The sequence below is a fragment of the Actinoplanes hulinensis genome (assembly GCF_019429605.1).
In the GTDB taxonomy this organism is placed as follows: Bacteria; Actinomycetota; Actinomycetes; order Mycobacteriales; family Micromonosporaceae; genus Actinoplanes; species Actinoplanes campanulatus.
Genome location: NZ_JAHXZI010000013.1, coordinates 1 through 18,697 on the forward strand (window position 1 = coordinate 1; position 18,697 = coordinate 18,697).

Annotated in this window: 12 protein-coding genes; 8 read left to right on the forward strand and 4 right to left on the reverse strand. The window is 74.9% G+C overall.

Annotated elements, in window-relative coordinates; translation table 11 throughout:
- Nucleotides 1-130: 130 nt before the first annotated feature.
- From KZ829_RS24095 to KZ829_RS24105, 3 genes are all read right to left on the reverse strand, one after another.
- Nucleotides 131-1,303 carry a TIGR04053 family radical SAM/SPASM domain-containing protein gene (locus KZ829_RS24095; protein WP_220146190.1) on the reverse strand — a complete coding sequence of 391 codons (1,173 nt, stop codon included), beginning with the start codon at nucleotides 1,301-1,303 and terminating at the stop codon, nucleotides 131-133.
- Between the two features lie 103 nt (nucleotides 1,304-1,406).
- Nucleotides 1,407-2,120 carry an ABC transporter permease gene (locus KZ829_RS24100; protein WP_220146191.1) on the reverse strand — a complete coding sequence of 238 codons (714 nt, stop codon included), beginning with the start codon at nucleotides 2,118-2,120 and terminating at the stop codon, nucleotides 1,407-1,409.
- A complete protein-coding gene (locus tag KZ829_RS24105) occupies nucleotides 2,117-2,728 on the reverse strand; it encodes an ABC transporter ATP-binding protein (protein WP_220146192.1) in 612 nt (203 codons plus the stop codon). Before KZ829_RS24105 ends, KZ829_RS24100 begins: the two co-directional genes overlap by 4 nt.
- Nucleotides 2,729-2,843: 115 nt before the next feature.
- Between KZ829_RS24105 and KZ829_RS24110 the strand changes: the two genes are divergently transcribed.
- From KZ829_RS24110 to KZ829_RS24130, 5 genes are all read left to right on the forward strand, one after another.
- On the forward strand, nucleotides 2,844-3,917 hold the full coding sequence (locus tag KZ829_RS24110) for a sensor histidine kinase (RefSeq protein ID WP_220146193.1): 1,074 nt from the start codon (nucleotides 2,844-2,846) through the stop codon (nucleotides 3,915-3,917).
- Nucleotides 3,914-4,516, forward strand: coding sequence for a response regulator transcription factor (locus KZ829_RS24115; RefSeq protein WP_220146194.1), 603 nt, complete (start codon nucleotides 3,914-3,916; stop codon nucleotides 4,514-4,516). The genes KZ829_RS24110 and KZ829_RS24115 overlap by 4 nt, the downstream gene beginning before the upstream one ends.
- A gap of 64 nt (nucleotides 4,517-4,580) precedes the next feature.
- Complete coding sequence (locus tag KZ829_RS24120) at nucleotides 4,581-4,937, forward strand: hypothetical protein (RefSeq protein WP_220146195.1); 357 nt, start codon at nucleotides 4,581-4,583, stop codon at nucleotides 4,935-4,937.
- Nucleotides 4,938-5,063: 126 nt separating this feature from the next.
- The gene (locus KZ829_RS24125) at nucleotides 5,064-6,209 is read left to right on the forward strand and encodes an endonuclease (RefSeq protein ID WP_308285637.1); all 1,146 of its coding nucleotides are present in this window, start codon (nucleotides 5,064-5,066) and stop codon (nucleotides 6,207-6,209) included.
- A 78-nt stretch (nucleotides 6,210-6,287) separates the two neighbouring features.
- Nucleotides 6,288-6,974, forward strand: coding sequence for a hypothetical protein (locus KZ829_RS24130; RefSeq protein ID WP_220146197.1), 687 nt, complete (start codon nucleotides 6,288-6,290; stop codon nucleotides 6,972-6,974).
- Here the strand turns inward: KZ829_RS24130 and KZ829_RS24135 are convergent.
- Entirely contained in the window at nucleotides 6,895-7,767 is an 873-nt protein-coding gene (locus tag KZ829_RS24135) for an alpha/beta hydrolase (protein ID WP_220146198.1), read from the reverse strand. The genes KZ829_RS24130 and KZ829_RS24135 overlap by 80 nt on opposite strands.
- 203 nt (nucleotides 7,768-7,970) lie before the next feature.
- Here KZ829_RS24135 and KZ829_RS24140 point away from each other — a divergent pair, with 203 nt between their 5' ends.
- Genes KZ829_RS24140 through KZ829_RS24150 form a run of 3 tightly spaced genes read left to right on the forward strand, consistent with a single transcriptional unit; the run spans nucleotide 7,971 to nucleotide 18,693 of the window.
- Entirely contained in the window at nucleotides 7,971-14,240 is a 6,270-nt protein-coding gene (locus tag KZ829_RS24140) for a type I polyketide synthase (RefSeq protein ID WP_220146199.1), read from the forward strand.
- Nucleotides 14,241-14,242: 2 nt separating this feature from the next.
- Nucleotides 14,243-18,415, forward strand: a complete 4,173-nt coding sequence (locus KZ829_RS24145) for a beta-ketoacyl synthase N-terminal-like domain-containing protein (protein ID WP_220146200.1) — start codon at nucleotides 14,243-14,245, stop codon at nucleotides 18,413-18,415.
- A complete protein-coding gene (locus KZ829_RS24150; protein ID WP_203834162.1) occupies nucleotides 18,412-18,693 on the forward strand; it encodes an acyl carrier protein in 282 nt (93 codons plus the stop codon). Before KZ829_RS24145 ends, KZ829_RS24150 begins: the two co-directional genes overlap by 4 nt.
- Nucleotides 18,694-18,697 lie beyond the last annotated feature (4 nt).

An 18,697-nucleotide genomic window follows, 5' to 3' on the forward strand; every position in this document is an offset into this window, starting at 1 on the left:
ATCGAACTCCAAATACCAGGCCCGCGGCCCGAACATCGACCGGCGCACCTACCAAGCCACCATCGCCATCAACATCATCACCAACGGACCTTGACGAACCCGACGCTGGCCTAACTGAACGGCGTTGCCTCTAGTCCACAGTGGTCATCGAAGAGTCCCCATCATGCCAGGATCCCGGCCGGTACGAACACGTGGGTTCCTCGGCGAAGACGTCACCGGTCATCGCGTACGCCCGGGCCCGCGAGCCGCCGCAGACCGTGCGGAACTCGCACACCCCGCACCGGCCGCCCAGCCGGTCCGGGTCGCGCAGGGCCGTGAACAGCGACGAGGTGCGGTAGATGTCGGTCAGCGGCTGATCGCGGACGTTGCCGGCGGCCATCGGCAGGAAGCCGCTCGGGAACACGTCGCCGCGGTGCGAGACGAAGACGAAACCGTTGGCGGCGCTCACCCGCAGCGGTGGGCGGCGGGACCGGCGGCCGCCGTCGAGCAGGCCGAGGGCGGCCAGGTCGCGGTGGAGGCGCCGGTAGAGGGCGCCACGACCGTCCGGGCCCTGCCCGCCGCCACGCTGGATGCAGACCCGGCGGAAGTGGTGGGCCTCGGTGGTCTTGACCGGAACGGTCTCGCCGATGTCGTACAGAGCGTGCAGGACGTCCTCGGTGTCGTCCGCGCCCAGGGCCCGCAGGGCGGATCCGCGGCCCGTCTGGACCAGGAAGAATACGCTCCAGAGCAGGGCGCCGCGGTCGCGTACCAGGGCGGCGACGCCCGGCAGATCGGTCACCGTGTCCGCGGTGACCGTGGTGTTGATCTGCACCTTGAGCCCGAGTTCCCGGGCGTCCTCCCAGGCGCGCAGCGTCGCCGTGAAGACGCCGGGCACGCCCCGGAACCCGTCGTGGCCGGTGGGTTCGGCCGCGTCGACGCTGAGCGAGATCGCCCGGGCGCCCGAATCGTGGAGAGCGGCCAGGGCGTCGCGGGTCAGGGTCGGGGTTCCGGACGGCGACACCGACACCGCCAGGCCCAGGGCGGTGCCCGCACCGACCAGGGTGTTCAGGTCCGGGCGCTGGAACGGGTCGCCGCCGGTGATGACGAACAGCGGGGACGGGCGGCCGAAGGCGGCCACCTGGCGCATCAGGCCGACGGCCTCGGCGGTGGACAGTTCCCCGGTGTCGCGTTGCGGCCGGGCCTCGGCGCGGCAGTGCCGGCAGGCCAGCGGACAGGCCTGGGTGGCCTCCCAGATCACGATGAAGGGGCGGTCGGTGCTGTCCTGCCGGGGGATCCGGACACCGGTCGCCGTGCTCGACCGCATGAGAAGCTCCTCGGGATTGATGACCGGCTCCGGTGCACTCTGCGCCGGGCGCCGCCGGTCCGGTCAGGGCCGGAGGTCACGTTCCGGCCGGGACCCACCGGGCTCAGCGGCGCGGATCCCAGACGAAGGCCCGGGTGGCCGCCGCGACCGCCGCCACCGCCGTGACGAGCAGCAGCGCCACCGCCACCGGTGACCCGTCCGCGCCGGGAACCCGCCAGGCGATCCGGGTCAGCTGGGTGATCGCGGCTCCGGGCAGCAGCAGCATCGCCCAGCCGACCTCGGCCGGCGGGGTGCGGGCCACCCAGAACGCGCCACCGAGGAACGCCAGCGCGATCGGCGTGGTCGTCAGCTGCGCCAGTTCGGGCGCCGAGGTGAAGGCCGCGGTCAGGGCGGCGAGCGCGCAGGCCGTCACGATTCCGGCCAGTACGGCGGGCAGCAGCGGGCCGGGCCGGACCCCGCGCAGGTCGAGGGCGGCGGACAGCAGCAGCGCCTGAGCCAGGGTCAGCGCCGCGGGCGGGGTCAGGACGGCGGTCAGGATCGCCGCGTCGGAGGCGCCGCTGCCACGCAACCGGCGCAGCACGTTCTGCTGGCGGCGGGACGCCAGGGTGGTGGTGCCGGAGACGTACGCGGTGAGCGTGACCAGCGTGACCAGCAGCAACCCGGCGGACGTTCCGGAACCGGCCCGCCCGGTGTCCGCCTCCGCCCACAGGATCAGCCCGCCGAGCGCCAGTGGCAGCACCGCGCCCATCGACAGTGTGAACGCGCTGCGGCGCAGCATGGTGAACTCGGCGCCGGCGATCAGCAGCCAGGCCCTCATCGCAGCATCCCGCCGTCCATCACCACGATCCGGTCGGCGAGCCCCTCCGCCTCCTCCGGGTAGTGGGTGCTGACCAGGATCGAGGTGCCCGCGTCGCGGTGTTCCCGCAGCAGCTTCCAGGTCCGGGCCCGGGAGTCCGGGTCGAGCCCGGAGGTCGGCTCGTCGAGCAGCAGCAGCCGCGGCCGTCCGCACAGGGCGACGGCCAGATCCAGGCGCCGCCGTTCACCGCCGGACAGCTGCCGTACCCGCATCCCGGCCCGGTGCTCCAGGTCCACCGCGCCGAGCAGTTCCCCGCCGACCGGGCGGCGGTGCAGGCGCAGCCACAGCCGCAGCGTCTGGGCCACCGTGAGGTCCGGGGCCAGGCCGCTGTCCTGCGGCACCACGCCGACCTCGGAGGCGAGGCGGCGGCGTTCGGCGTACGGATCCCGGCCCAGCACCCGGATCCTGCCATCGGCCGGCCGCCGGTGCCCGATCAGCAGCTCCATGGTGGTGGTCTTCCCGGCGCCGTTCACGCCCACTAGCGCGACCATCTCCCCGGCGGCGACTTCGAGATCAACACCGCGGGGGCCGTACGCGAACCGCAGGCCCCGGCACGAAACAGCATTCATGTCGTCGACTATCAGCGCCGGCCCGCCGGGTTCGTAGTGTCAGGCGCACACGAGCCCGGATGACAGATGTCATCGACTTTCGCGTCCGGGCCGGATCGAACCGCATCATGGTGGCGTGACATCGCTGCGCCGCTTCACCTGGTACACCCTGCTCGTCTGCCTGGCCGGCGTCGTGCTGATCGTCGTCGCCCAGCCGCCGGGCGCCACGGCACGAGTCGCCGTGTTCGCCGTGGTGGTGCCGGTGTGCCTGGTCGCTGGCCGGCTTCTGGCCGTGCCGGTCCTCGGCACGCCACCGCCGCCGGCCGCCCTGACGATCGCCGCCGTGCCGGCCGCGGCGGGCCTCCTGCTGTACTCACGGATCGACGGCGCGGGCGGGTTCCCGTGGGTGCTGCCGTTGGCCGTCGTGCTCGCCGGCGTCCCCCGGGCGCTGTGGCCGGCCGGTCTGGCGCTGGCGTTCGCCGCCTCGCTGGCCGGCGGCCGGCACGACCTCGGCGGCGCCCTCTCCGACACCGCGATCACGGCCCTGTGCACGGCCTCGGTCTACGCCCAGATCTGGATCTGCACCGTCGCGGAAGGCCTCGACCGGGCCCGCCAAACCGAGCGGACCACCGCGGTCACCGGCGAGCGGCGCCGGTTCGCCGCCGAACTGCACGACATCCAGGGCCACAACCTCCAGGTCATCGCGCTGAAGAGCGAACTGGCCGAACGGCTCGCCGCCACCGACCCGGCCCGTGCGGCCGAACAGATGCGCGAGGTGCAGGAACTGGCCCGGCAGGCGCTGGGCGACACCCGGGAGCTGGTCCGCGGCTACCGGTCGGTGTCCCTGGACACCGAGATCGCCAACGCGGCCCGGGTCCTCGGCGCGGCCGGGATCCGGTCGTCGATCTCGCTGCCGCCGGATCCGCCGGTCCTGGCGCCGGCCGTGGAGAACCTGTTCGGCCTGGTCGTGCGCGAGTGCACCACCAACGTGCTGCGGCACAGCACGGCGGCCCGCTGCGAGATCACGCTGACCGGCGACGGGGCGCTGCGTTTCGTCAACGACAACCCGTTCGAGGGCCCGGACGGCCCGGCGGGCGGCCTGGCCGGGCTCCGCGACCGGCTCACGGCCGCCGGTGGCAGCCTGCGATTCCGGCGTACGGACGGCGAGTTCACCGTGACGGCGGCCCTGCCGGTGGCGGCGGCCCGGTGATCCGGCTGCTTCTCGCCGACGACGAGGGCCTGATCCGGGGCGCTCTCGCCGCTCTGCTCGCCCTGGAGCCGGACCTGACCGTGGTGGGTGAGGCCGCCGACAGCGTGACCGCCGTCCGGGTGGCCCTGCGTGAACGCCCCGACCTGGCGGTCCTGGACCTGGAGATGCCGCCCGGTGACGGTTTGCGGGCGGCGGCCGAGATCCGGTCGAGACTCGGCATCCCGGTGGTCCTGGTGACCCGCCACGCCCGTCCGGCCGTGCTGCGCCGCGCCCTGGCCGCCGGGGTCGCCGGGTTCGTCCCGAAGACCACGCCGGCCGCTCGCCTCGCCGAGATCATCCGGACGGTGCATTCCGGTCGCCGCTACGTGGACCCGGAGATCGCGGCTAGCGCCCTCACCGAGGACGAGTGCCCCCTCACCGACCGTGAGCTGGAGATCCTGGCGGTGGTCCGCGGTGGCGCGCCGATCGCCGAGGTGGCCGCCACCGTGCACCTGGCTCCCGGCACGGTCCGCAACTACCTCTCCGTCGCGATGGCCAAGCTCGGTGCCGACACCCGCCACGCGGCCGCCCACCACGCCTGGCAGCAGGGCTGGATCTGAAACCGCCTCAGGCGGAGGCACGCTCGGCTGACGGCCTTGATCATGTGTGGTTGGATCCCGGGCTGTGACGACACAGACCGCACCGGCACAGCCCGGCTGGTTCACCCGAGAGCGCTACGGCACCCCCGCGACCGTGGCGGTCTCCGTACTGGCCTTTCTCGGCCTGCTGATCTTCGCCGGCTTCACGCTGTCCGAGGGCGCCCCCATGATGTCGAACGCCTGCGTCGGCGACACCGGCCAGATGGTCTGCCCGATCGACGGGCCGGACTGGGTTCGCCCGGTCCCCGGATGGGCCGTGCTCCTGGGCCTGCTGGCGGGCCTGGCCGGTACCGCCGCGGGCCGCCCGCTGCGCCGCCCCGGCCTGATCGCCGGTTTCGTGTGGGTGACCGTCGCTCTGATTCTCACCTGGGTGTTCGGGTAGGCCCGCGAGGGATGACCGAAGTGGTATGGGTCCGCCGGGCGCCCGTTCGTTCACAATTAAAGCTGTCTATACAGCCTGGTGAACGGAGCTCCCCCCATGCCCGCTCCCACAGTCCATCGTCGCCTCGTGGCGCTGCTGATACCGGTCCTCACAGGACTGCTGGTCGCCTCCGTCACGGTGCTCCGGGCACCGTCGGCGGCAGCCGCCGCGCCGCTGACGGTCGCCCAGGCGATCAGCAGCCAGAGCGGCACCGGGACCGTCGTCGGCTACATCGTCGGCGAACCCACCGCCACCGACACCGTCCGGTTCAGTTCCTTCATCGGCGACACGGCGCTGGCCATCGCCGACAGCGCGGCCGAGACCAGCACGAGCCGGATGCTGTACGTCCAGATCACCAGCTCGTACCGCTCGGCGTTCGGGCTGGCCGGCAACCCGTCGAACGTCGGCCGGGCGCTGACGGTCACCGGCACGCTGACCGCCTACTTCTCGCACGCCGGGCTCAAGTCGCCGACCGCCATGACGTTCGGCGGCACGGCCACGACCAGCCCGACCGCCACGGCCGGCCCCACGGCCTCCAGCACCACCGACACCTACTACGCGGCGGCGCTCGGCAAATCCGGGTCCAGCCTCAAGTCGGCGCTGCACACGATCGTCTCGACCGGGGTCACCACGATCTCGTACGACGCGGTGTGGAACGCCCTGAAGGTCACCGACCAGGACCCGGCGAACTCGGCGAACGTGATCCTGCTGTACTCCGGGATCAGCCGGTCCAAGACGCTCAACGGCGGGGCGACCGGCAACTGGAACCGGGAGCACGTGTGGCCGCAGTCGCACGGTGACTTCGGCACCGCCAACGGCCCCGGCACCGACCTGCACCACCTGCGGCCCGAGGACGTCACGATCAACGCGCTGCGCGGCAACAAGGACTTCGACACCGGCGGCAGCGCGGTCTCCGGCGCCACCGGCAACTACACCGACGCCGACTCGTGGGAACCCCGCGCCGCGATCAAGGGCGACGTGGCCCGGATGGTGTTCTACATGGCGGTGCGCTACGAGGGCGGCGACTCCTGGGCGAACCTGGAGCTCAACAACTCGACCGCGAACGGCTCCAACCCGTACCTCGGAAAGCGCTCCACCCTGCTGGCGTGGCACACGCAGGACCCGCCGACGGCGGCCGAGCGCACCCGCAACCAGGTCATCTACGCGAGCTACCAGCACAACCGGAACCCATTCATCGACCACCCTGAGTGGGCGGCCTCGATCTTCGGCTGAGCCGAGAGCCGAGCCCGGCCCCCCGAGCGGCCACCGTCGTCCCCCCGGCGGTGGCCGCTCTACATCATGATGTGCTGCATGGCGATTCATCGATGGCGGCCGTGCGCGGCGCTGGTGGCCCTGCTGGTGCTGCTCGCGACGTCCGGCTGCAGCGGCATCAGCAGTTGCGGGTGCATTCAGTCGCTGCCGGCCGACTGCGTCCCGGAGACGACCACGATCACCTGGTCGAACGTGGACCATCGGGTGGATCTGGTGTACACCTACCAGCACCTGGTGGTCGAGTACCCGGAGGCCGGCGTCCAGGCTCCCGATCAGGGCCCGGTCTATCCGGGGTTGCCCGTCATCGGCCTGCAATGGATCCGGATGGACCATGCGACATGGGACCCGGTGCTCGCCGCCTCGCTCGGCGAGCACCTCGGCGTACCGGTGCGGATCGACCGGCCCGCCGACACGGCCAAGGACGCCGGCAAGGGCTTGAAGTACGACCCTGACGTGCCGGCGTACATCACCTACGACGCACTCAAGCTGGTGACCGCCGACTTCACGCTCTCCTGCGGTGACTACTCCGAGGGCACCTTCACGGCCTGGACGGAGAAGCGGTCCGGGGTGCACGCGTGCGGCTCCCCGATCACCGACGACTACGTGGCCGAGGCCGACTGGGGGTGCCCGCCGCGGGCGGAGTCGCCTACGCCGACGTGGACGTCGATGCCGGGGAAGAAAGATGCCGGTGCAGGAACGACGCCGCCGACTCGGCCGCCCGGGTGACGTGCGGCTCCACGTCGTACAGATCGATGTGCTCCTCCGCGTCCAGCCAGACCAGCTCCTTCGGGCCGGGTGCCGCGTCGTACGCCGCCTCGGCCAGCTCCGGGGAGCAGTAGGCGTCGATGCGGCCGTGCACGATCAGCAGCGGGGTCGCCCCCAGTAGCGGGGCGGCGCCGAGGGCGTCCAGGGTCATCAGCGAATGCAGCGAGCCGTAGGTGACCCGGTTGTCCCAGCGTTCGGCGGCGCCCCGGGCGGTGCCGTAGTAGGCGTACGGCTCGTCGCCGCCCATCGCCGCCGTCCCACCGTTCGGGGCGACGGCGGGCAGCTCCTCGTCGTACCGGTCGATGAAGGACCGGATCGCCGCGCGGTAGCCCTCCGGATTCCCGTCGCTGAACCGGGCCGGGCTGTTGTACGCCCCGGCGATCCCCACCACCGCCCGGATGCGCGGATCGGTGGCGGCGGCCCGCACCGCGTAACCGCCGCCGAGGCACACCCCGACCACCGCCACCCGGTCGGTGTGCTCGCCGAGCAGGCTCACGGCCGCCCGCAGATCGGACAGTTTGCCCTGGCTGTCCTCATGCGCCCGGCGGCCGCCGCTCTCCCCGAACCCGCGGTGGTCGAACGCCAGCGTGGTGAACCCCCGTGCCCGCAGCAGTGCCGCATAGGTGCCCACGACCTGCTCCTTGACCCCGGTGAACGGCCCGGTGAGCACCACGGCCGGCGCTCCGTCCGCGGCGACCGACAGGTTTCCGGCCAGGGTGATCCCGTCGGCGGTGAACGTGACCTGTTTCGACATCCGGCGCTTCCCCTTCGACGTACGTCGTTGCGTGCATCGAACCTAGGCCGCGCCGGTGGTCCGGGGCTACCTGAAATAGGTAACCGGGTCAAATCGGGGCATAACTGGACAAAGTTAAGATCGTTGAGTGCAGTATCGGTGGTCGTGGGCGGCATCACCGGGTGAGCCGGGGGGACTGCACCGAAGTGAACACTGCAACGATCATGGCCGTCACCCCCTTCGGGCTCCCGGACGGGCGGCTGCTGGCCGCCTGCTGCCGGGCCGGGGTGCAGGGCGTGCTGGATCTCAGCGGACACGACGGCCCGGCGGCCGCCGAACTGCGCCGGGCGGCGCGATGGGTGCCGGGCCGGTTCGGGGTACGGGTGAACGCCACCCTGACGGCGGCGGACCTGCCGGAGCAGGTGGACACCGTGGTCGTGCCGGCCGGGATCAGCGCCGCGGCCTGGGGCGGCCGGACTGTGCTGGCCGAGGTGACCGGCCTCGTCCAGGCCCGCGCCGCGATCACCGACGGCGCCGACGGCCTGCTCGCCCGGGGCGTCGAGACCCGCGACCCGGACGCCGGACTGTCCGTCTTCGTCCTGCTCCAGCAACTGCTCGCCGAACTGGGCGTGCCGGTGTGGGCGTGGGGCGGCATCGGCCCGCACACCGCGGCGGCCGCGGTCGCCGGGGGAGCGGCCGGCGTCGTCCTCGACACGGCTCTGGCGCTGCTGCCGGAAGCGTGCCCGCCGCCGGCGATGGCCGCCGCGCTGACCCGGCCCACCTCGGGCGCCGGCCTGGACGCGTACCTGGCCGCCGACCTCGCCCGCCGCCACCGCGACGTGCCCGGCGTGATCCGGGCGATCCGGGCGGCCGTCGAATCCGGGCGCACCGCGCCCGCCCTCGGCCCGGGCGCCCCGCTCGCCCGGCGGCTCGGCACCACCCTCCCGGTGGTCCAGGGACCGATGACCCGGGTCAGCGACCGTCCCGAGCTGGCGGCCGCCGTCGCCGCCGGCGGCGGGCTGCCCTGTGTCGCGCTGTCGCTCGCCGACGGCAAGACCAGCCATTCCCTGCTGCGGGCGACGGCGCGGGCGGTGGCCGGGCGGCCGTGGGCGGCCGGTATCCTCGGCTTCGCCCCGGAGGAGACCCGCGCCGCCCAGCTCGACGCCATCCTCGAGGCCCGCCCGGCCGCCGTGATCATCGCCGGTGGCCGCCCCGACCAGGCGGACCGGCTGGAGTCGGCCGGTGTCGCCGCGTTCCTGCACGTGCCGTCGCCCGGCCTGCTGCGGCAGTTCCTCGGCGCCGGGGCCCGCCGGTTCGTCTTCGAGGGCGCCGAGTGCGGCGGGCACATCGGCCCGGCCAGCAGTTTCGCGCTCTGGCAGGCGCAGATCCCGGTCCTGCTCGACTGGCTGGACGAGCACCCCGGCGACCACCTCGACGTGCTGTTCGCCGGTGGCGTGCACGACGCCCGCTCGGCGGCCATGGCGACCGCCGCCGCGGCGCCGCTGACCGCCCGCGGCGCCGGAGTGGGCCTGCTCATGGGCACGGCGTACCTGTTCACCGCGGAGGCGGTCGGCTCGGGCGCGATCGGGCCGGTGTTCCAGCAGGAGATCCTGCGGGCCCGGGCCACCACCGTCCTGGAGACCGCGCCCGGCCACCTGACCCGCTGCGTGGACAGCCCGTACGCCGCCGAGTTCACCGCGGCCCGGGACCGGCTGCGTGCCGCCGGAACACCGGACCGGGAGATCTGGGACGCGCTGGAACGCCTCAACCTGGGCCGGCTGCGACTGGCCAGCAAGGGCCTGCGGCGTACCGGCGGGGACCTGGAACCGGTCGACGAGCGGGTGCAGCGCGACGGTGGCCTGTTCATGGCCGGTCAGGTGGCGGTGCTGCGCGACGCCGTCACCACCGTGGCCGAGCTGCACGCCGAGGTGACGGCCGGCGCCGCCGCGTGGCTGGCCGTGCCGCCGGCCGACGCCGGGGCGCGGCCGGAACCGGAGCGCGCCGCCGCACCGCTGGACGTGGCGATCGTCGGCCTGGCCGGCATCTTCCCCGGAGCCGGGGACACCGCCGCCTTCTGGTCCCGGGTGGTCGCCGGCACCGACGCGATCACCGAGGTGCCGGCCGACCGGTGGGACCCGGAACGGCACGACGTGCCGTCGCGGTGGGGCGGATTCCTGCCCCGGGTGCCGATCGACCCGGTCGCCTGGGGCATCCCGCCGGCGTCGCTGGCCGCGATCGAGCCGGTGCAGCTGCTCGCCCTGGAGGCGGCCGGCCGGGCCCTCGCCGACGCCGGATACCAGCCGTTCCCGGACGCCGCCGGCAGCGGGCGGGTGTTCGACCGGTCCCGTACCGCGGTGGTCTTCGGCGCCGAGTCCGGCGGCGAACTGGCGCACGCGCTCACCCTGCGGGCTGTGCTGCCCGCCTACCTGGACCGGGTGCCCGAGACCCTGGACGCGCAGCTGCCCGCCTTCACCGAGGACACCTTCCCCGGCGTGCTCGCCAACGTGATCACCGGCCGGATCGCCAACCGGATGGACCTCGGCGGCGCCAACTACATCGTGGACGCCGCCTGCGCCTCCTCGCTGGCCGCCCTCGACGCCGCCTGCCGCGAACTGGTCACCGGCAGCGCCGACCTGGTGCTGTGCGGCGGCGCCGACACCCACAACAGCCTGCTCGACTACCGGCACTTCGCGGCCGCCGGGGCGCTGTCGCCGACCGGCCGGTCCCGCCCGTTCGACGCGGCGGCCGACGGCATCGCGCTCGGCGAGGGCGTCGGCTGCCTGGTGCTCAAACGGCTGGCCGACGCCGAACGCGACGGCGACCGGGTGTACGCGGTGATCAGCGGTGTCGGCAGCGCCAGCGACGGCCGGGCCCGCGGGCTGACCGCGCCCCGCCCGGAGGGCCAGCGGGCGGCGCTGCTGCGCGCCTACCGGCAGGCCGGGGTGTCACCGGCCGAGGTGGGGCTCGTCGAGGCGCACGGCACCGGCACGGTGGTCGGCGACCGCACCGAACTGGCCACCCTCACCGGCGTGTACACCGAGGCCGGCGCGGCTCCCGGCACGGCGGCGCTCGGCTCGGTGAAGTCGCAGATCGGCCACACCAAGTGCGCGGCCGGCATGGCCGGTCTGATCAAGACGGCACTGGCCATCCACACCGGCATCCGCCCGCCCACCACGCACCTCACCCGCCCGCACGACGACTGGTCGGAGGAGAGCCCGTTCGCCTTCGACCGGGTGGCGCGACCCTGGCCGGACACCCTGGAACGACGGGTGGGCGCGGTCAGCGGGTTCGGGTTCGGCGGCACCAACTTCCACGCCGTACTGACCGGCCACCGCGGGCCGGAACCACGGCACGGCCTCGACCAGTGGCCGGTGGAGCTGTTCCTGTTCGCCGGCCGGGCCGACGCCGTCTGGCTGCGCGGACTGCTCGACACCCATCCACAGGCCCGGCTGCGGGATCTTGCCCGGACCGCGGCCGCGCGGCTGTCGCGCACCGCGGCGGCGCCCACCCTCTCGGTGCTCGCCACCTCGATCGACGACCTGCGGTCCCGCCTGGAAGACCTCGACCACGACGGGGTACGGGCGGCCGAGCGCCCGAAACTCGCACTGCTCTTCCCGGGCCAGGGCAGCCAGCGCGTCGACATGTTCGCGTCGCTGCTGGTCACCTTCCCCGAGCTGCGGGAACCGGCCGAGCGCGGCGGTGACTGGGTGCGGGCCCTCTACCCCGGCGCGGCCTTCGACCCGGACAGCGCCCACCGCCAGCGCAAGCGGCTGCGCGACACCCGCAACGCCCAGCCCGCCCTCGGGCTCACCGGCCTGGCCGCCCACCGCTTCCTCACGATGCTCGGCATCACCGCCGACATGGCCGCCGGCCACAGCTACGGCGAGCTCGTCGCCCTCACCGCCGCCGGCGCGCTGCCGGACACCGCCCTGTCCGCGCTGAGCCTGCGGCGGGCCGAGGAGATCCTCGCGGCCGCCGGATCCCAGCCCGGCACGATGGCCGCGGTCACCGGCCCGCCCGACGAGATCGCCGACGAGATCGCCGCCGTCGACGGGGTGGTGCTGGCCAACCACAACGGTCCCGACCAGACGGTCATCGCGGGCGTTCCCGGCGCCGTCGAACAGGCCGGCGCCCGGCTGCGGGCGCTCGGCCACACCGTCACCGCCCTGGACGTGGCCTGCGCCTTCCACAGCCCGCTCGTGACCGCGGCCGGGCCCGGGTTCACCGCGGCGGTCGCCGGACTGTCGCCCCGGGCGCCCCGGATCCCGGTCTACGCCAACCGCACCGCCCGGCCCTACCCGGACCGGCCCGCCCTGATCGCCGTCGAACTGGGTGACCAGATCGGCTCCCCGGTCCGCTTCGCCGAACAGATCGAGGCGATGTACGCCGCCGGCGCCCGCGTCTTCGCCGAATGCGGCCCCGGAACCATCCTCAGCAACCTGGTCGGCGCCATCCTGGCCGACCGCCCGCACCGGGTGGTGAACTTCGAGCAGGCCGGCGGGGGCCTGGCCGGCGCCCTGTCCGCGGTCGCCGAACTCGCCCTGGCCGGGGTGCCGGTGCACCTCGACCCGCTCTACCGGGGCCGGGACGCCGCCGACCTCACCGACACCGTCCCGGCGGCACCGCCGCGCTGGACCGTCGACGGGCACGCGGTCCGGACCGCCGACGGCGCCTACCTGACCGGCGGGATCGCCGCCGCCCGCCCGCTGCCGGCCGCCGCCCCGGCCGGCGACGCCGACCGGCTCATCGAGGACTACCTGCGCACCACCCGGGAGTTCGTGGCCACCCAGCGCGACGTCATGCTCGCCTACCTGGGTACGCCACCGCCGGCCGCGATCGAGCCGGACCGCGCCCCGGAGCCCACGGCGGCACCGGCGGTCGCGGCCGCCGTCCCGGCCCCGGCCGAGCCGGTGGACACCCTCGACCGGGTACGGGCGGTGATCAGCGCCCGTACCGGCTACCCGGTCGACCTGATCGGCCCGGACGTCGACCTGGAAGCCGACCTCTCCATCGACTCGATCAAACGCACCGAGATCGTCGGCGAGCTGACCGGCGGCGCCGGGCCCGTCCTGGAGCGGCTGGGCCGTGCCCGGACCGCGGGGGAGATGGCGGCGCTGCTCGACGGCGGGCCGGCGGCCGCCGCGCCACAACGGTTCCTCCGTGAGTGGGCGCCGGCCCCGCCGGGCGCGGACGCCGTGCCGGCCGGGCGCACGGTCACCGTCGACGGGCCGGACGAGCTGGCCCGGGCGCTGCGCGAGCGGGGCGTTGCGGTCGTGGCCGACGGCGACGACCTCGTCCTGGCCGAGGCGCTGGGCGACGGCGACGACGAGCAGCCGTGGCTGCCGGTGCTGTTCGAGAAGCTGCGGGAGGCCGCCGGGACCGGCCGCGGGGTGCTGGTCGCCGCGGTCGACGGCGACCCCCGCGCCGACGGGCTGCCGGGCTTCATCCGGTCGATGCGGCAGGAACGGCCCGGCGTCCTGACCCGGCTGGTCAGCGTGCCGTCCGGGGCGGACCCGGCGACCGTCGCCGCGCTGCTGACCGCCGAACTCGGTGACCGCGACGGTGAGCCGGTCGTCCGGCACGACGCGAACCGGTCGGCGCCGTCGGTACGGCCCGTGCCACCGCCCCGGCCCGCCGGACGGGCCACCACCGAACTGAACCGGGACTCCGTGGTGTTGCTGGTCGGCGGCGGGCGCGGGATCACCGCGACCGTGGCGGGCGAGTTCGCGGCCCGTACCGGCTGCCGGATCGTGCTGGCCGGGCGGACCGCGCCGGACAGCGAGCCCGAGGACGCCGAACTGGCCGCCGCCACCGACCTGAACGCGCTGCGGCGTGTCCTGGCCGTCCGCGACCCGGCCGGCGTCGACCAGCGGGCTCGGGCCGTGCTGGCCCGGCGGGAGGTGGCCGCCACCGTCGCCGAGCTGCGCGCCGTGAGCCGGACCGTCGAGTACCACACCCTCGACGTGACCGACGCCGACGCGGTGCACGCGCTCGTGAAATCGGTGCACGCCGCGTACCGGCGGCTCGACGGGGTGGTGTTCGCGGCCGGGGTGATCGAGGACCGGCTGCTGGCCGACAAGACCACCGACTCGTTCCGGCGCGTCTTCGGCACCAAGGTCGACGGCGCCCGCAACGTCCTGGACGCCCTCGACCACCTGCCGGACGCGCCCGGGTTCGTGACCCTGTTCGGCAGCGTCGCGGCGGTCCGCGGCAGCCGGGGCCAGTGCGACTACGCGGCCGCCAACGACGCCCTCGACGACTGCGGCCGCCGCTGGGCGGCCCGCACCGGACGGCGCTGCCTCACCGTCCACTGGGGGCCGTGGGCGCCGGACCGCCGGCACGGTGGCATGGTGACCGCCGAGCTGGCCGGCCGGTACGCCGCACAGGGCGTCCAGCTGATCGACCCGGCCGCCGGCGCCGCCGCCCTGCTGGACGAGCTGACCCACGGCGACCCGGCGCTGACCAGCGTCGTCTACGCGGCCCCGGGCTGGTGACCGTGGAACCGGTCGCCGTCGTCGGCATGGCGGTGCTGTTCCCCGGCGCCCCCGACCTGGACACCTACTGGCGCAACATCGTCACCGGCACCGACAGCGTCACCGAGGCCCCACCCGGGTACGGGCTGCCCGCCGGCCGTCGCGGCGGCTTCCTCGGTGACCTGGCCACCGTCGACCCGGCCGCCCTCGGGGTGATGCCGGCCGCGCTGCCGCTGACCGAACCCGATCAGTTGATCGCCCTGCACGTGGCGAACGCGGCGCTCGCCGACGCCGGCTTCGAACCCGGCACGTGCGACCCCGGCCGGATCGGTGTGATCCTCGGCCGCGGCGGCTACCTCACCCCCGCCCTGTCCCGGTTCGACCAGCGGGTACGCGGCGCCCACCAGCTCGCCCACACGCTCACCGAGCTGCTGCCCGACCTGGACCCGGACACCGCGGCCCGGATCCGGGACGCGTTCGCCGACCGGCTCGGCCCGGTGTCGCCGGGCGCCGAGATCGGCCTGGTGCCCAACCTCGCGGCCGCCCGGATCGCCCACCGGCACGGGTTCGGCGGCCCCGCGTACACCGTCGACGGCGCCTGCGCCTCGTCGCTGCTCGCCGTCGACCAGGCCGTCGCCGAACTCGCCCGCGACCGCTGCGACGTGGTGCTCGCCGGCGGCGTCCACCACGCCCACGACGCCACCCTGTGGAGCGTCTTCGCCGGGCTCGGCGCGGTCAGCCCGACCGGCCGCAGCCGGCCCTTCACCGGCGCCGCCGACGGCCTGGTCATCGGCGAGGGCAGCGGCATCGTGGTGCTCAAACGGCTGGCCGACGCGCGCCGCGACGGCGACCGGGTCTACGCCGTGGTCCGCGGCACCGGGGTCTCCGGCGACGCCGGCGCGGCCAGCCTGATGAACCCGGTCTCCGCCGGTCAGGCCGCCGCGCTGCGCCAGGCGTGGTCCACCGCGGGACTCGACCCCACCGGCCCGGACGCGGTCGGCCTGATCGAGGCGCACGGCACCGCCACGGCGGCCGGCGACGCCTGCGAGCTGGCCACCCTGCACGACGTGTTCGGGCCCGGCGGCCCGGCCGTTCTCGGTTCGGTGAAGGCGCTGATCGGCCACACCATGCCGGCCGCCGGGATCGCCGGATTCGTCAAGGCCGCCCTCGCCGTCCACCACGGCGTGCTGCCGCCGATGCCCGCCTGCGACGACCCGCACCCCGGGCTGGCCGCCACCCGGTTCCGGCCGATCCCGGTGGCCCGGGCCTGGTTCGGCCACACCCGGCGGGCCGCCGTCAACGCGTTCGGGTTCGGTGGCGTCAACGCCCACGCCGTCCTGGAAGCGGCCCCGGCCGTCGGCCGCCCGCCGCGGGTCCGGGAACCGGTGCCGGTGCTGCGGCTGGCCGCCGACACCACCGACGAGCTGGTCGCGCTGCTGGACCGGCCGCCGTCCGTACCGTCCGGGACCGGCCGGATGCGGCTCGCGATCGTCGCGCCCACCGCCCGCACCCTGGCCACCGCACGCCGGGTGGTCGCGGCCGGGCAACCGTGGCGGGGACGCCAGGACATCTGGTTCAGCCCACGGCCGCTGCTGGCCGGCGGGCAGGGCCGGATCGCGTTCCTCTACCCGGGCCTGGAGGGCGAGTTCGAGCCGCGGGTCGCCGACGTCGCCGCCCGGATGGGCCGGGACCTGCCACTGCCCGGCACGGGCGGCCTGCACGCGCACGGCGTGTCGGTCTACCGGGCCAGCCGGCTGCTCGACGCCGCGCTGCGCGACCAGGGGGTACGCCCGGACGTGCTGGCCGGGCACTCACTGGGGGAGTGGACCGCCATGGCGGTGGCGGCCGGCTACCACGACGGCGAACTGGAACCCGTGCTGGAGGAGTTCGCCGACGCCGTCCGGCAGGTGCCCGACGTGGTGTTCGCCGCGATCGGCGCCGGCACCGGCGCCGTGGAGCCGTTCCTGGCCGGGACCGGTGTCACCGTCTCGCACGACAACGCGCCCCACCAGTGCGTGGTCTGCGGCCCGGCCGGCGAGGTCGGCAAACTGCTGCTCGCCCTGGCCGGGAACGGGATCACCGGGCAGGTGCTGCCGTTTCGGTCCGGCTTCCACACATCCCGCCTGCGGCCGTACGTTCACCGGCTCACCGCGGCCGCCGAACTGCTCGACGCGAGGCCGTGGCGGATGCCCCTGTGGTCGGCGACGACGGTGGCGCCGTACCCGGACGAGCCCGGCGCGATCCGCGAGCTGTTCGTCCGCCACCTGCTCGAACCGGTCCGGTTCCGGCCGCTCGTCGAACAGTTGCACGCCGCCGGGGTCCGCGCCTTCGTCCAGGTCGGACCGGGCGGCCTCGCCTCACTGGTGCACGACGTCCTGCGCGGCCACGACCACCTGGCGATCGCCGCCACCACCCCCCGGCGGACCGGGATCGGGCAGCTCACCAGGGTGCTCGCCGCGCTGTGGGCCGAGGGCGCCGAGCCCGGCGGGGACCTGCTCGCGCCGGGGAACCCGCGGTCGTCCTCCGGGGCGACGGTCCGGCTGCCGCTGGGCAACCCCGTGGTGTCGCTCGGCGAGGACGCCGCCGCGCTTCTCGGCCGTGTCGCCGTACCCGCCGGATCCGGTGACCACCGGGCCGCCGCCATCGCCGCCGAGACCGCCCGGGCCGCGGCCGACGTCGTCGCCGCCGTCCGGCGGCGCGCCACCCCCGCCGCCACCACCACGACGCGCCGCCAGCTGTCCCTGGACCGGCTGCCCTACCTGCGCGACCACACGTTCGTGCAGCTGCCGCCCGGCTGGCCGGAACCCGGCGACGGCTTCCCGGTGGTCCCCGCCACCGACCTGATCCGGCACCTGTGCGACGCGGCCCGGCCCACCGCGAGCGGCGTGGTGACCGGCGTCCACGACGCCGGGTTCGACCGCTGGCTCGCTGTCGCGCCGCCGGTCACCGTCACCTTCGCGGTCGACACCGACACGCCCGACCGCCGCCGGGTCACGGCACAGGGGTACGCCCGCGCCACCGTCGCGTTCAGCGGCGCCTACCCGCCCGCCCCGCCGGTGTGGCCGCAACCCGCCGAACCGGGCCGCGCGCCACGCCTGACCGCGGCCCAGATGTACGCCGGCCGCTGGATGTTCCACGGCCCCGCCTACCAGGGCGTGACCGGCATCGACGGGATCGGCGCCCGGCACGTGCGCGGCACCCTCACCACCCCGGCCGCCGGCGGCGCCCTGCTGGACAGCGCCGCCCAGCTCGTCGGCTACTGGATGACGGAGGAACTGGACGGCGACAACCGGGCCTTCCCGGTCGCCCTCACCACGCTGCGCCTGTACGGCCCCGACCCGGCCCCCGGCGAGACGCTCACCTGCCACGTCCGGATCGCCGCCGTCACCGGCGGCACGGTCACCGCCGACCTCCAGCTCGTCCACGACGGCACGGTGTGGGCCGAGATGCACGGCTGGCGGCTGCACCGGTTCACCAGCGACGACGCGGTCCGGGCCGTGGACCGGTCGCCCGGCACCGCCCGGCTGGCCCGCCGCCACGAGGCCGGCTGGCACTGGGCCACCACCCACTGGGCCGACCAGGCCAGCCGCGACCTGATCGCCCGCACCTATCTCACCCCCGCCGAATGGGCCCTCTACCAGCGGCGCCCGGCCCGCGGCCGGGACGCCTGGCTGCTCGGCCGGATCGCCCTCAAGGACGCGGTCCGCACCATGCTCACCGACCCCGAGGTCTTCCCGATCGAACTCGACACCGGCAACGACGAGGCCGGACGGCCGTGGATCACCGGACGGCACGGGCGCCGGCTGCCGCCACTGGCCGTGTCCATCGCCCACCACGGATCGATCGGCGTCGCCCTGGCCCGCCCGTCCGGACCGGTCGGCATCGACGTCCTCGAGGTCGCCGACCGCGACGACGCCACCGTGGCCGCGGCGCTCACCCCGGCCGAACGGGAGCTGCTCGGCGGCGACCGGGCCGTCTGGTTCACCCGCTTCTTCGCCGCCAAGGAGGCCGCCGGCAAGGCGCTCGGCACCGGCCTCGGCGGCAACCCGCACACGCTGCGCGTCATCGCCGCGAGCGACACGGAGGCCACCGTCGCGACCACGGCGGGCGATCTGCGCGTACGCCTGACCGATCTGCATCACGAAGGCCGACGGCACGTCGTCGCCTGGACCACCGACCGAGAGGTGCTGCCGTGACCACCGAAACCGTTCTCGCCGAGATCGGTGACCTGATCCGCGAGGTCCTCGACGGGTACGACCTCGGCGCCGTGCCGATCACCCCGGACACGTCGTTCGACGCCGACCTCGCCTTCGAGAGCATCGACCTGGTGGTGCTCGGCACCCTGCTCACCGAACGCTACGGCCCCGGCATCGACGTGGCCGGATTCCTGTCCACCCGGACGCTCCCGGAGATCATCACGTTGCGTGTCGGCGACCTCGCCGGGTACGTGACGGCCCGGTTGGAACACGCCTGAGCCG

Excerpts from the sequence above, each read along its gene's own strand:
- KZ829_RS24130 (WP_220146197.1), top strand. The coding sequence starts at position 6,288 with ATGGCGATTCATCGATGGCGGCCGTGCGCGGCGCTGGTGGCCCTGCTG.
- KZ829_RS24095 (WP_220146190.1), bottom strand. The coding sequence starts at position 1,303 with ATGCGGTCGAGCACGGCGACCGGTGTCCGGATCCCCCGGCAGGACAGC.
- KZ829_RS24105 (WP_220146192.1), bottom strand. The coding sequence starts at position 2,728 with ATGAATGCTGTTTCGTGCCGGGGCCTGCGGTTCGCGTACGGCCCCCGC.
- KZ829_RS24140 (WP_220146199.1), top strand. The coding sequence starts at position 7,971 with ATGGCCGTCACCCCCTTCGGGCTCCCGGACGGGCGGCTGCTGGCCGCC.
- KZ829_RS24100 (WP_220146191.1), bottom strand. The coding sequence starts at position 2,120 with ATGAGGGCCTGGCTGCTGATCGCCGGCGCCGAGTTCACCATGCTGCGC.
- KZ829_RS24135 (WP_220146198.1), bottom strand. The coding sequence starts at position 7,767 with ATGTCGAAACAGGTCACGTTCACCGCCGACGGGATCACCCTGGCCGGA.